General features: G+C 49.9%; 12 protein-coding genes. 9 read left to right on the top strand and 3 right to left on the bottom strand.

The window, feature by feature from the left end; genetic code table 11:
• Positions 1-53 precede the first annotated feature (53 nt).
• Together HQ393_RS02715 and HQ393_RS02710 are read right to left on the bottom strand one after the other, a co-directional pair.
• The gene (locus HQ393_RS02715) at positions 54-296 is read right to left on the bottom strand and encodes a DUF2789 family protein (protein WP_179357332.1); all 243 of its coding nucleotides are present in this window, start codon (positions 294-296) and stop codon (positions 54-56) included.
• 127 nt (positions 297-423) lie between these two features.
• A complete protein-coding gene (locus HQ393_RS02710) occupies positions 424-984 on the bottom strand; it encodes a putative metalloprotease CJM1_0395 family protein (RefSeq protein ID WP_179358370.1) in 561 nt (186 codons plus the stop codon).
• A gap of 169 nt (positions 985-1153) precedes the next feature.
• Here HQ393_RS02710 and HQ393_RS02705 point away from each other — a divergent pair, with 169 nt between their 5' ends.
• Both HQ393_RS02705 and HQ393_RS02700 read left to right on the top strand, forming a co-directional pair.
• A complete protein-coding gene (locus tag HQ393_RS02705; protein WP_179357331.1) occupies positions 1154-1900 on the top strand; it encodes a substrate-binding periplasmic protein in 747 nt (248 codons plus the stop codon).
• 241 nt (positions 1901-2141) lie between these two features.
• On the top strand, positions 2142-2579 hold the full coding sequence (locus HQ393_RS02700; RefSeq protein WP_179357330.1) for a hypothetical protein: 438 nt from the start codon (positions 2142-2144) through the stop codon (positions 2577-2579).
• A gap of 118 nt (positions 2580-2697) precedes the next feature.
• Here HQ393_RS02700 and ppsA read toward each other — a convergent pair whose 3' ends face one another.
• Entirely contained in the window at positions 2698-5073 is a 2376-nt protein-coding gene (gene ppsA, locus HQ393_RS02695) for a phosphoenolpyruvate synthase (RefSeq protein WP_179357329.1), read from the bottom strand.
• A 176-nt stretch (positions 5074-5249) separates the two neighbouring features.
• Between ppsA and ppsR the strand changes: the two genes are divergently transcribed.
• From ppsR to HQ393_RS02660, 7 genes are all read left to right on the top strand, one after another.
• Positions 5250-6068 (top strand): posphoenolpyruvate synthetase regulatory kinase/phosphorylase PpsR, encoded by an 819-nt coding sequence (ppsR, locus tag HQ393_RS02690; protein WP_179357328.1) that lies wholly within the window; start codon positions 5250-5252, stop codon positions 6066-6068.
• 171 nt (positions 6069-6239) lie between these two features.
• Positions 6240-6980, top strand: a complete 741-nt coding sequence (minC, locus tag HQ393_RS02685; protein ID WP_179357327.1) for a septum site-determining protein MinC — start codon at positions 6240-6242, stop codon at positions 6978-6980.
• A gap of 69 nt (positions 6981-7049) precedes the next feature.
• Complete coding sequence (gene minD / locus HQ393_RS02680; protein WP_179357326.1) at positions 7050-7859, top strand: septum site-determining protein MinD; 810 nt, start codon at positions 7050-7052, stop codon at positions 7857-7859.
• A gap of 3 nt (positions 7860-7862) precedes the next feature.
• A complete protein-coding gene (gene minE / locus HQ393_RS02675; RefSeq protein WP_179357325.1) occupies positions 7863-8123 on the top strand; it encodes a cell division topological specificity factor MinE in 261 nt (86 codons plus the stop codon).
• Positions 8124-8298: 175 nt separating this feature from the next.
• A complete protein-coding gene (locus HQ393_RS02670) occupies positions 8299-9624 on the top strand; it encodes a chloride channel protein (protein ID WP_179357324.1) in 1326 nt (441 codons plus the stop codon).
• 90 nt (positions 9625-9714) lie between these two features.
• Complete coding sequence (gene map, locus HQ393_RS02665) at positions 9715-10524, top strand: type I methionyl aminopeptidase (protein WP_179357323.1); 810 nt, start codon at positions 9715-9717, stop codon at positions 10522-10524.
• Between the two features lie 323 nt (positions 10525-10847).
• Positions 10848-13418 carry a [protein-PII] uridylyltransferase gene (locus tag HQ393_RS02660; protein ID WP_179357322.1) on the top strand — a complete coding sequence of 857 codons (2571 nt, stop codon included), beginning with the start codon at positions 10848-10850 and terminating at the stop codon, positions 13416-13418.
• Positions 13419-13468 lie beyond the last annotated feature (50 nt).

The raw sequence follows: 13468 nt of genomic DNA, 5'->3' as shown, positions 1-13468 counted from the left end.
AAATAAAAAAACACCAGCTCTTGCTGGTGTTTTTTTATGCCCCAATTCAATGATCAATGCCAAGTGGGCTGATGCAGCATCACATCCAGCTGATCGACCAGCTCACTCCAATCTGAGTCATCGGCGCGCGCTTCTAGCAAAAATGCAATCTGTGAAGGGCTCCAGAATGGTGCTTTTTCAAGCTCAATAGTCGGCGACAGCGTATGCAAGCGCACGAACAAAGTCATCGCATCATTTGAGCTCGCCAAACCGAGTTGGCTAAATAAATTAGCCATGGAATGGACAGGATTTTCCATGATTCCCTCCTATTTAAGCCGCCAGAAACTTCAGCTTACGCCGTTCAAGCGGACTTAGGAAAAGCGACGAGGGTTTGAGCAGACAAACGTAAACAGCCCCTAATTTCAGCCATGTGCGCAGCAGCTATCACGCCGCGCTTTGGAAATGGCTTAAGCCTAATTGTGGTTGCTGCTGATACGCCGAGGCCAGCTTTTGTTGCGCAGGGCTGCGCTGAGCGATTTCCTGCAGGGCTTGTTGCTCCATCGATTGTGCTTTAGCGGCCACGGCCTGATCTGGACCACTAGGCTCAGCTGGCGCGAGCGCGGCCGCCCGGATAATGCGGGCTTTGCGCAGTGTTTCCTCTGGCGTCTTACCCGGACTGGTGTCGATTTGTACCTCGCCACCCACCGCGTATTGCTGACCATCTGGCCCCGTTTTCAAGCTATAGCTCGGCCCGCCTTTTGCCAAACCACCCGATGCAGCCAAATGCGCCTGTTCATGCCGCCGAACTTCGGCATCGGTCTTTTTCAGCTCACTCAACTGTGCGACTTGCTCGGAAGTGAGCGGTTGTCCATTCGGCGCTTTTTGCGCAGCAGACGCATTTGCCTGATTAGCTTGCAAACAGGCCGCGCAGGTACACCCCGGCCCACACGAAGATGTCGCAGGGCGATAGCTATTTACCACTGAGGATGACACCGCATTGATCATCACAGAGACTCAAACTGGCGCTCAATCGTATTAGCCTACGCCGCTCCCCCCTCAATTTCAATGCCCCCACGCGCTCGTGAGTGGTCACCATACTAGCAAACCGCAGCTTGCAGTACGATCAAAAACCAGCAAACATAAAGCTCGGCAGCAAGTCGTTAAGGAAAAATAAATGCCCTACTGGTGCAAACAAACTTTAGCCAGTTTAATCTTTTTAATCAGCAATATAGTCCTCGCCACCAAGGTGCAGGCTCAGGGCCTGCCATTGCGCGTCTTGCTATCCGATAGCAATGAAATGCCACTGGCGCAATTTGAAAATGGGCAATTAAAAGCGGGCTTCTTGTTTGATTTGGGAAATATGCTGGCGCAGCAATTAAATCGCAGCGCGGTATTTATTGCCTTGCCGCGCAAACGACTCAGCCCGATATTGGAAAGTGGCCAGGTCGATATTATTTGCAATCAAAATCCGCGCTGGTTACCAGGCCCATTTGACTGGAGCACTCCGTTTATCCCGCATGCAGAATTAATTGTGAGCGATCAACGCTTCACTCGACCAAAACAGCTTAATGATCTTGCCAATATCCGCATCGGCACGATTTTGGGATTTAACTATGCCGAAGTGCAACAAGCGCTGGGCACCCAATTTATCCGCGATGACACGCTAACAGTACATAGTAATTTGCGCAAACTAGCAGCAGGCTATGTGCATCACATCATCATTGACCAATATGTCTTGGAATATCAGCAAAAGATGGGGGAAGTTAAAGTCGCCCTACACCCCTATTTATTAATTAAAAATGAGAAAGCATCTTGCGGTATCTCGCGCAACGGGCAAGTCAGTGCAGCTCAGGTCAATCAGGCCATTAATGAGTTGCTGGCCAATCAAAAACTGCCAAAATTATTTAATAAATACCACTAGATTGCTTAGTTTTATGCACGCGATAAGAGTGCAACTTGTTCTGCAAAATATTCATTACGCAATTGCGCGCAATTGCATCACTGCAAACAGCCACTACAAACTAGCTGACTCGTTACTGAACAAGCGCGCGGGAATGGGCGATATGATGGTGATTATTGCCTGCTGATTTGTCATAAATATCACAGAGAATCTGCCATGCTGCTTTTATGATGATGGCACATATCAATTACTGGAGATCTGCATGAAACCCATTCTGTGTCTTGCCCTTAGTCTTGCACTCAGTGCCCCGGCGCTGGTACAAGCAGACCCACGCATGCCCGATGAAATGATGCGCGGCCGCAGCTCGCAATATCAGGAAGGCTTTCGCGATGGATTTCGAGAGGCGGTCAGGATGATGAATGGTGGCGGCAACTCGGGCGGCGGCAATCATTGGGGTCGCGGCATACACATCCTTTCTGCCGTATATAGCTCCAATCGCGGCGGCTCTTGTGATTTCACGCGCAGGCTAGCTAGTCAAGCCAATGGTCGCAACTCATTTAACTTTGCGTCCAATGACGGCTGGTGCGGCGATCCGGCGGTAGGTCATGTGAAATACGCCAATATCATCTACAGCTGCAATGGTCGCGAACAATCTGTCTCGGTGCGCCAAGAACGCAGCACCACTTTGCGCTGCTATTAAAAATCACTCTCGGTTTGACCGATCAAGCGATGAAAAAGCCCGCGTAAAGCGGGCTTTATACATCAGCAGGGTATTCATCTAAACACCAATGCCCATAATATTTTTCAGCACATACCCATTAAACCGCCTTGCCGCCATTGGCCAAGAACAACCAAGTCTCAATCACGGTATCTGGGTTTAAGGAAATCGTTTCAATCCCTTCCTCAACCAGCCACTGTGCAAAATCAGGGTGATCTGACGGGCCTTGACCACAGATACCGACGTATTTATTGAGCTTGCGACACGCCTTGATCGACATGCTCAGCATCGCTTTCACAGCATCGTTGCGCTCGTCAAAGCTCGTTGATACCGGGCCGCCTGAATCGCGGTCAATCCCGAGTGTCAGCTGAGTCATATCATTCGAGCCGATCGAGAAACCATCGAAGTGCTGCAGGAATTGCTCGGCCAGTACTGCATTGGCCGGAATTTCACACATCATGATAATGCGCAGGCCATTCTCGCCGCGTTTTAAGCCATTGCGTTCCAGTAATTCGATCACGCATTCAGCTTCTTTGACGGTACGCACGAAGGGGATCATCACTTCGACATTGGTCAAACCCATCACATCACGCACTTTTTTCACTGCGCGACATTCAAGCTCGAAACAATCACGGAATGATTTATCCACGTAGCGCGCCGCACCACGGAAACCGATCATTGGGTTTTCTTCGTGCGGCTCGTAGTCTGGCCCACCGAGCAAATTGGCGTATTCGTTTGATTTGAAATCAGACAAACGAACGATGACTTTTTTCGGATAAAAAGCGGCACCCAAAGTCGCGATGCCTTCAGCGATTTTGTCGATATAAAAATCAATCGCCGAGCGGTAACCGGCAATGCGCTCTTCAACCTGAGTTTTCAGCGGCTCAGCCAAATTGGGGTAGGCCAGCAAAGCTTTCGGGTGAATGCCGATCATGCGATTAATGATGAATTCGAGTCGCGCCAAACCCACACCTTCGTTTGGTAATTGCGCAAATTCAAACGCCAACTCTGGATTACCAACGTTCATCATCAATTTCACTGGCGCTTTTGGCAATGTCGTCAGTGAAACATCCATTTTCTCGAACTTGAGCAAACCCGCGTAGACATTACCGGTGTCGCCTTCGGCGCATGACACGGTTACTTCATCACCATCGCGCAACGCGCGTGTCGCATCGCCACAACCCACCACAGCAGGAATACCCAGCTCACGCGCAATAATGGCCGCGTGACAGGTACGGCCACCGCGATTGGTGACAATCGCTGCCGCGCGTTTCATCACAGGCTCCCAATCGGGGTCAGTCATATCCGACACCAGCACATCACCCGCTTGCACTTTGTCCATTTCCGACACATCACGAATGATGCGTACACGACCTTGGCCAATTTTTTGACCGATTGCACGGCCTTCGGTCAGAACTTCACCTGTTTCCAGCATGCGAAATTTCGTTAGTTTTTCCGAGCCAGATTCCTGTGATTTCACCGTTTCTGGGCGCGCTTGCAAGATATACAACTTGCCATCGATACCATCACGGCCCCATTCCACATCCATTGGGCGGCCATAATGTTCTTCAATCGTCAGTGCGTATTGCGCGAGTTCTTCCACTTCAGCATCGGAAATTGAGAATTGGCGACGATATGCTAAATCCACATCGACAGTACGTACCGATTTACCCGCCACCGATTCAGTATCAAATTCCATCTTGATGGCTTTACCACCCAGATGACGACGCACAATCGCTGGGCGACCCGCACGCAAAGTCGGTTTATGCACGAAAAACTCATCCGGGTTCACCGCGCCTTGCACAACGGTTTCGCCCAAACCATATGAGGCCGTCACAAACACAACTTGATCAAAACCTGACTCGGTATCAATCGTAAACAACACACCGGCTGCGCCTTTGTCCGAGCGCACCATGCGCTGAATACCGGCAGAAAGCGCGACGATTTTATGATCGAAACCTTTATGCACGCGGTAAGCAATCGCTCTATCGTTATACAGAGAGGCAAATACTTGCTTCATGGCATCAACGACATTTTGGTAGCCGACGATATTAAGGAATGTTTCTTGCTGACCGGCAAATGATGCATCGGGCAAGTCTTCAGCCGTGGCAGACGAGCGCACAGCCACCGTCACGTTTTCACCGAGCTTGGCATAATGTTCAGCCATTTCCGCTTCTAGCTGTGCTGGCAATGGCGTAGCCATAATCCATTCACGGATTTGCTTGCCTGTTTCAGCCAGAGCTTTGACATCATCGACATCAAGTTGAGCGAGCGCGGCATCAATGCGATCGGCCAGCCCCTCATGCGCCAGAAAAATACGATAGGCCTCAGCGGTCGTCGCAAAACCACCAGGGACACGAACGCCTTTTTCAGTGAGTTGCGAAATCATTTCGCCCAGAGAAGCATTCTTCCCACCCACTTTTTCTACATCGGTCATTCGCAGGTGAGCAAAGTCAATCACGTATTTTTCTGTCATTTTTGCCGGCCCTAAGGAGAAACGTAAAATTAAAATATAAACTATTTTGTTGCAGTGCAACCACGAAGTAATTGTTATTTATTGTTAAACGCAACGTTACAAACGCAAAGTTAGTAATTCTATGTACTGGTTTTCCCTTGCACGCAGGTTTATTCTAAAGAAAGGGAGGATTTACTATGCGTCGTACTGCATTTTTTGTATCAGGCCGCACCGGCATTACCGTTGAAATATTAGGGCATTCATTGCTGTCGCAATTTGAAGACGTCACCTTCAATCGCATCGTCTTGCCGTTTGTCGACACCCTCGAGAAAGCGGAAGAAGTTGCCTTAAAAATCAGGCGTCAAGCGCTGATTGATGGTTGCAGACCCTTAGTGTTCAGCACAATTGCCGACTTGAAAATCCGCGCAAAGATTCATGTTGCTGACGCTTTATCACTCGATTTTTTTGAAAAATTTATCGGGCCGCTCGAAGAAGAATTAGGCGTTAAATCGTCACATACCATCGGGCGCTCGCACGAGATTTCAAATTTTGAGGAATACAATAATCGGATTAATGCGGTGAATTTTTCACTGAATCACGATGACGGCGTAATGCCACGTGATTTAGCTGAGGCTGATTTAATTTTGGTGGGCGTCTCTCGTTCAGGTAAAACACCAACATGCCTATATATGGCTTTGCAATTTGGGATTAAAGCCGCCAATTACCCCCTCACACCTGAAGACTTTGGCCAACACACGCTGCCGCGTTTGCTGCTGCCTTATCGCAATAAGCTTTTTGGTCTGACGATCGACCCCGAACGCTTGCGTCAGATACGGCAAGAGCGCAAACCCGATAGCCGCTATTGCCAGCTCGATACTTGCCAATTTGAGGTGGCGGAAGCTGAAGCGCTGATGCGGCATGTCGGCGTGCCCTATCTGAACACCACGCGCATGTCGATTGAAGAATTGGCCACCACCATCATGCACAAAACGGGACTAACCCGCCGCGCTTACTAATGAGCAACATTGGCTCGATTTGCCGTGGCATTTCGAGTCAAATCGACCGCTCAAGCAGCTATTTGTGCAAAGAGAGTTGTTTTGCTAGCCTGACGCGTGTTTACAGCTTCCTAGCGCAAGGCCGAAAAGGTAAACTCCTGCCTTTATTGCATTTATTATTTTTCGCCCGCCATGACGAGTTTTGCCTATCCAGAACAAACGGCTAGCCTGTTTGAATTTAAAAGCACCACAACCCGTTTGACGGCCTTTGTTCCTGTTACTTTCGATTGCGATGTACTGCAAGCGGCGTTGCAGCAACAACTCGGCGGGACCGATCATTTTCTCGCTGGCGAACAAATCGTGATCGATTTTAATAGCCTGCCGCAAATTCCTAGCGCAGTCGAAATCGTGGCCTTGGTCAATTTGCTGCGCCAATATGCACTCGCCCCCATTGCGGCGCAAGGCGGCAATCAGGATCAACAGGTCGCGGCGCGTGAGGCAGGATTGGTTGTTTTATTCGATAGCGAAATCGCCCCCAGTAATTCAGCACAACATACCCCGCCAGAGCATCAACCTGAAACCCTTACCCAGCAAGGCGCAACAATCATTACCCGCCCTGTACGTACGGGGCAGCAAGTGTATGCCAAAGGCGGTGATTTGATTGTACTGGCGCTAGTATCGAATGGCGCTGAAGTCATTGCCGATGGCAATATCCATGTTTATGCGCCACTGCGTGGCCGCGCACTGGCTGGTGCGCGAGGTGACACTAATGCGCGTATTTTTACGACCTGCATGGAAGCGGAATTAGTTTCGGTCGCGGGCGTGTATCGCAGCCTTGATGAAGCGCTGCCCGATGCAATTCGCTCAAAACCAGCACAAATTTCACTCGATCAAGACAAATTAATGATCGAAGCATTGAATAATTTGAATTAAATCGCTGTAACAACTTTGTTACATCAACCTATTTATTGAGAAATAAGTTTTAACTTTAGGGGACACATTGTGGCAAAAATCGTAGTCGTTACCTCAGGTAAAGGCGGCGTGGGTAAAACCACCACCAGTGCGAGTTTCGCGTCGGGCCTGGCCCTGCGCGGTTTCAAAACAGCCGTCATCGACTTTGACGTGGGTTTGCGTAACCTTGACCTGATCATGGGTTGCGAGCGTCGCGTGGTATATGACTTTGTGAATGTGATCCAAGGCGAAGCGACTTTACGTCAGGCACTGATCAAAGATAAAAACTGCGACAACCTGTTTGTACTGCCGGCCTCACAAACTCGCGACAAAGACGCCCTATCGAAAGAAGGTGTTGAACGCGTTCTGAACGAGCTAAAACACGACGGTTTTGATTACATCGTATGCGATAGCCCCGCCGGGATTGAAACAGGCGCTTTCTTGGCCTTGTATTTCGCCGACGAAGCCATTGTGGTAACCAACCCAGAAGTCTCATCGGTGCGCGACTCAGATCGCATCATCGGTATTCTCGATGCCAAATCGAAAAAAGCTGAAGAAGGCGGCACGGTCAAAACGCATTTGCTGATCACCCGCTACAGCCCTGCGCGCGTGGAATCGGGCGAAATGCTTTCGCTCGACGATGTACAGCATTTGCTGCGCATTTCCTTGATCGGGATTATTCCGGAATCTGAATCGGTGTTGCAGGCGTCTAACTCAGGCACGCCAGCCATTCACAATGCAGGCACAGATGTATCTGAAGCCTACAAAGATGTGATCGGCCGCTTCCTTGGCGAAGAAAAACCAATGCGCTTTATTGAAGTGCCAAAGCAGCCGTTCTGGAAACGGTTGTTTGGAGGTTAAGCCATGTCTATTCTGAAATATATCTTTGGCGAAAAGAAAAAAACCGCCAGTGTGGCACGCGAACGTTTGCAGATTATTCTCGCCCACGAACGCAATGGTCGCGAAGCACCCGATTACTTGCCCCAATTACAGCGTGAATTGGTCGAGGTGATTTCTAAATACGTCTCGATCAATCCTGAAGACATTAAAGTTCAGCTTGATCGCAAAGATGACTTTGAAGTGCTTGAGGTCAACATCGTACTGCCTGAACATCGCAAGCCATAATCGGCTAATACCCCAAACAGGAGCTTCGGCTCCTTTTTTATTGGCATAACAATATGCATTCACCAATTCAGTGAAAAACCGCCAATATTCACATTGAATTTAATTTGGCCACTATTTCATTGACGGTAAAATCACGCGCTCCCTACAATGTATTTTGCCAATTAAATGCGCCCCTATGTTTAGGCACGTTCTCGCTCGTTTTCAGTACCTTTCACTTCGTAGCCGGCAAACCATCCTGCTGTGGCTGGGAGCAGCCTGCGTTGGCTTGGTGGCGGTTTTATTAGCTAAAGCGGCAGAGTGGTCATTCGAACTATTTAACAGCCTGCAACATCAATGGCGCTGGGCGCCACTGATGATTGTGCCGCTTGGCGGTGTTGCCGCACGTTGGGTGATGCAGAAAATGGGCGAAGGCGCCCAAGGCAGTGGCATCCCGCAAACTAAAGCGGCACTGCAACTCACTGAATCAGTAAGCCTGACCGAGAAACTACTGTCGATTCGAATCGCGATTGCAAAATTTCTCGGTATCGTTATTGGCCTTGGCTCTGGTTTTGTCTTGGGGCGCGAAGGCCCGACGGTACAAATTGGCGCCAGCATCATGTATGCTTTGCATCGTTTTTCTCCCAAAGATAGTGCCCAATTTCGCCGCCAATTGATCTTAGCGGGTGGCGCGGCAGGGATTGCAGCAGCTTTCAATACCCCACTGGCAGGCATCGTTTTTGCTTTTGAAGAACTCGCGCGCTCGGTCGAAGAGCAAACCTCGGGAAAATTACTCGGCGCGGTGATTATTGCGGGCGTGGTGTCGCTGGCCATTTTGGGTGATTACGTTTATTTCGGCCGGATTCATGTGCCCAATTTCAATTACGATATTATTTTGCCGGTCATTGTAGTCAGCACCATGTGTGGTTTGGTCGGCGGCTCTTTTGCTTGGGTTTGCATCCACACAAAACGGTGGCTACCCCAAGCTGTGCAAATCTGGCGTGGTCAGCACCCTTATTATTTTGTCGCTGCATGCGGCTTGTTGATTGCTATTTTCGGCTTAATCGCGCCGATTCATGGCAGCGGAGCAGAAATCACCAGCGAGGCCATTAATCACGCGCAAACCCTGCCTTGGTATTTCACGCCACTCAAATGGGCGGGCATGATCTTAACCTTTATGACCGGTTTGCCCGGCGGCGTATTTGCGCCCTCGCTCTCGCTAGGCGCTGGCGTAGGCAGCTGGTTTAGTGTCCTATTTAGCGATACTTCAACCGTTAAACTGATGGCCATAGGCATGGTTGCGCTACTCGCGGCGGTGACACGGGCGCCACTCACCGCAGCAGTCATTATGATGGAGATGACCGACGGCCATGATATGGTGATTTCCAGTTTGGCAGCCGCAATGATCGCCTCATATGTATCACGGCTATTTCGCGTCAATTTGTACCATGAGCTCGCCGATTCGGCCTTACGCGCTTTGCAACCCAAAGAGCAGGACAGCGCATCGCCTGTTCGCGCAAACTAAAAGCGAATACGGCTCAATTGCTCACAATGCTATAATTGGGCAACTATTTAAAAAACCGAGCGTTGATTGACTCGGTTTACTGAGGCATACATGACCATCACCATCAAAACTGCAGATGAAATCGAGAAAATGCGCGTCGCAGGCCGACTCGGCAGCGAAGTACTCGATTACATTACGCCATTTATTGTTCCAGGCGTCACTACCGCCGAGATCGACCGCTTATGCCATGAATATATGGTTAATGTGCAGGGTACTATCCCAGCACCATTGAATTACTGCCCTCCTGGCTATATACCCTACCCAAAGTCAATTTGCACTTCGGTGAATAACGTGATTTGTCATGGCATTCCCAATGACAAACCGCTGAAAAATGGCGACGTGGTGAATCTGGATATTACCGTCATCAAAGACGGCTATCACGGTGACAACAGCCGGATGTATATGGTCGGTGATAATGTACCTAGCCATGCAAAACGTCTATCACAAGTGACTTTTGATTGCATGTGGATCGGTATCGAGCAAGTTAAACCTGGTGCGCATTTTGGTGATATCGGCGCGGCGATTCAGAAATACGCTGAAAAAGCGGGCTATTCAGTCGTGCGGGAATTTTGCGGCCACGGCATTGGTTCAGTGTTTCATGAAGAGCCGCAAGTTTTGCACTATGGCAAAGCGGGAACTGGCCCAGAAATGAAAGCAGGCATGATTTTCACCATTGAACCGATGATTAACGCCGGTAAACGTGAAATCAAACAAATGAACGACGGCTGGACCATCGTTACCAAAGATCGCAGCCTGTCTGCGCAATGGGAACACACGATACTCGTGACCGAAACAGGCTATGAAGTCCTGACAGTATCAGCCGGTACGCCACCCAAGCCTGAGAAATACCTACTCGGGTAATTGCTTTAAAACCAGTTAAATCCGGTATTGCAGAGCAATACCTTCAGATTGATGACAAATCCCACTCGCGAAGCGAGGCTCCCCTCAAGGAGGGGGCGGGAGGGGTGGGAATAAAACATAAAGGCTGAACTGCAATGCCTTATTTCTTAGGCTCGGCTTTGCCGAGACTTGAAAAATGTGACTTCCCACTTTGTCAGCAGCCGACGGGTATTGCATAGCAATACCCTTTTTTATGTAAGTCATTTTTGTTTGAAAATTAAATAGAGCGATCAAATCGCCGTTTCGGAACACAACTCATCCACTTGCGCCCAAAGGTCAAAGCCATGCGTTCTGTCACCGCCATTCGTCAATCCTATGCCAGCGAAAAGGCTGCGCTCAAAGAGCGCTTTAATGTGCCGTCAAAAGCGGCGCCCCTGCTCAATGCACTGGCCAATCTCACTGATAAAACGCTGACCGAATTGTGGGAACGCCATGAGTTTACCAGCGAGGTATTGCTTGCAGCAGTTGGCGGATATGGGCGTGGTGAGCTATACCCCTCATCCGACATTGATTTACTGATTTTACTGCCCGATCAGCCTAGCCCTGCACTATTGGAAAAGCTCGAAATCTTCGTCGGTGAGCTGTGGGATATTGGGCTGGAAGTCGGCCATTCGGTGCGCACCATCGCCGATTGCTTGAACGAGGCGGAAAAAGACATTACGGTGCAAACCGCCCTGTTAGAAACGCGGGTCTTGGTCGGCGATACGCAACGTTTTGCTGAGTTCATGGACACGGTGCATCGCCATATCGACCCCAAAGAATTTTTTGATGCCAAGCTCATCGAGCAGCAAGCACGCTATAGCAAATTTCAAAATGCCACCTACAAACTCGAACCCAATATTAAAGAAGCACCGGGTGGGCTACGTGATTTGCACTTGATCGGCTGGATCGCCGCCAGCCAGCGGCTCGGTCGGGATTGGCATGCGCTCGCCGCTTTGGGCATGCTCACGGTCGAAGAAAATCAAAAGCTGTGCGAGGCCGAACGTGTTTTGCGTACCTATCGAATTGCCTTACATTGGCGCGCCAAACGGCGCGAAGACCGCATTTTATTTGACTACCAGCACCCATTGGCCAAAGAGTTTGGCTTTGACGATCTATCCGCTGCGGGGCGGATTACCCAGCGCGCATCCGAAGCCTTGATGGCCGAATACTATCTGGCGGCACGCATTGTGACTCAGCTCGTGCCTGTACTGGTACAGGCGCTGAGGGCACGGCTGTTTTCGTATATTGGTTATGAAACCATTCAGATTTGTGATGATTTTCAGATACGCGATGGCCTACTTGAAATCACCGACCCCGCTTTATTCGAGCGCAAACCTTCGAGCATACTGGCGCTGTTTTTGCATTTTGAACAACGCCGTGAAGCGCGCGATATTGCACCTGAAACGCTGCGCGCCTTGTGGCATGCGCGGCATAAAATTGACGATGATTTTCTGGCTAAGCCACACAATCAGCAATTATTCGTCGCCCTCTTTCGCGAGCCACGCGGCTTAACGCGCATTTTACGGCGTATGAATCAATACGGCGTATTGGGCCGCTATATTCCGGAGTTTGGCGACATTGTTGGACGTATGCAGCATGATCTCTTTCATGTGTACACGGTGGACGAGCATACATTGATGGTGCTGCGCAATGTACGACGCTTTGCGGTGAATGCATTTACGCATGAATATCCGCTCTGTTCGCGCCTGCTCGAAGAGTTCGAGCGCCCCGAAGTACTTTATTTAGCGGCGCTATTTCATGATATTGGCAAAGGCCGCGGCGGCGATCATTCGCAAATCGGTGCGGTGATTACCGAAAAATGGTGCGCGCAACATCCGCTACCGCAGGAAGATCGTGATTTGATCGTCTGGTTGGTGACGCACCATCTCACCATGTCGTCGATTGCCCAGAAGCAGGATGTGTACGACCCCGATGTCATTGCTGAATTTGCAGCGCTCGTCAAAGATCAGCGCCATTTGAACGCACTGTATTTGCTCACCGTGGCCGATATTCGCGGCACCAGCCCGAAAGTTTGGAATGCCTGGAAAGCCAAGCTGCTGGAAGACCTATTCAAAGGCACGGTGCGCTATCTGAATCACCAGAACATCACCGCCCACTCTTGGCTCAATGAGCGCCAAGACGAAGCGCTGCGTTTGCTGCGGCTGTACGGGTTTCGCGAAGACGCGCATCAGCCTTTCTGGCAATTGCTCGATACGGTCTACTTCCTGCGTCACGATGCACGCGATATTGCTTGGCACACCCGCGTGCTGTTGGGACATATCAATAGCAATAAGCCAATTGTAAAGGCCAAATTATCGGAATCTGGCGAAGGTTTGCAGGTCGTCGTGTATACACTCGACCAGCCTGATTTATTTGCCCAGATTTGCAGCTTTTTCGAACGCTCTGGCTATAGCATTTTTGATGCACATATTCATACCACCACGCATGGCTATGCGCTGGATACCTTTTACGTCTACATCCCTGATGGCTTAACGACGTCGTATCGTGATTTGATCAATTACGTTGAATTTGAGCTGGCACAGCGGATTGAGAAAAAACTGCCCTTGCAGGCCGCGCCCTCGGCTCGTATTTCTCGGCAACAGAAACATTTCCCCGTAGCAACCCACGTGCAAATTCGGGCCGATGAACGCGGGAAATTTTATATTCTGTCTGTCGTGGCTGGCGATCGCCCGGGTTTACTCTCGACCATCGCGCGGATTCTGGCGGGCAATCGCATCGAGATTCAATCGGCCAAAATTATGACTTTGGGCGAGCGGGCCGAAGATCACTTTCTTGTCACCGGCAATGTATTAAATGACGAACGGGCCCGATTGCAAATCGAGAACGATCTGCTGCAGGCGCTGAACCCATAAAAAAAATGGGGTATATTCATCAAGACAAACAATTAAAACGTCTTGATGGA

Origin of the sequence: Chitinibacter bivalviorum, assembly GCF_013403565.1 — a bacterium.
GTDB lineage: Bacteria > Pseudomonadota > Gammaproteobacteria > Burkholderiales > Chitinibacteraceae > Chitinibacter > Chitinibacter bivalviorum.
Note: the sequence above shows the minus strand (reverse complement) of the source record. Positions and strands in the feature narration are given on the sequence as shown.

Coding starts and splice junctions, on each gene's coding strand:
- ppsR (WP_179357328.1), top strand. CDS start 5,250: ATGCGTCGTACTGCATTTTTTGTATCAGGCCGCACCGGCATTACCGTT.
- HQ393_RS02715 (WP_179357332.1), bottom strand. CDS start 296: ATGGAAAATCCTGTCCATTCCATGGCTAATTTATTTAGCCAACTCGGT.
- HQ393_RS02660 (WP_179357322.1), top strand. CDS start 10,848: ATGCGTTCTGTCACCGCCATTCGTCAATCCTATGCCAGCGAAAAGGCT.
- HQ393_RS02670 (WP_179357324.1), top strand. CDS start 8,299: ATGTTTAGGCACGTTCTCGCTCGTTTTCAGTACCTTTCACTTCGTAGC.
- ppsA (WP_179357329.1), bottom strand. CDS start 5,073: ATGACAGAAAAATACGTGATTGACTTTGCTCACCTGCGAATGACCGAT.
- minE (WP_179357325.1), top strand. CDS start 7,863: ATGTCTATTCTGAAATATATCTTTGGCGAAAAGAAAAAAACCGCCAGT.
- HQ393_RS02700 (WP_179357330.1), top strand. CDS start 2,142: ATGAAACCCATTCTGTGTCTTGCCCTTAGTCTTGCACTCAGTGCCCCG.
- minC (WP_179357327.1), top strand. CDS start 6,240: ATGACGAGTTTTGCCTATCCAGAACAAACGGCTAGCCTGTTTGAATTT.
- HQ393_RS02705 (WP_179357331.1), top strand. CDS start 1,154: ATGCCCTACTGGTGCAAACAAACTTTAGCCAGTTTAATCTTTTTAATC.
- HQ393_RS02710 (WP_179358370.1), bottom strand. CDS start 984: ATGATCAATGCGGTGTCATCCTCAGTGGTAAATAGCTATCGCCCTGCG.
- map (WP_179357323.1), top strand. CDS start 9,715: ATGACCATCACCATCAAAACTGCAGATGAAATCGAGAAAATGCGCGTC.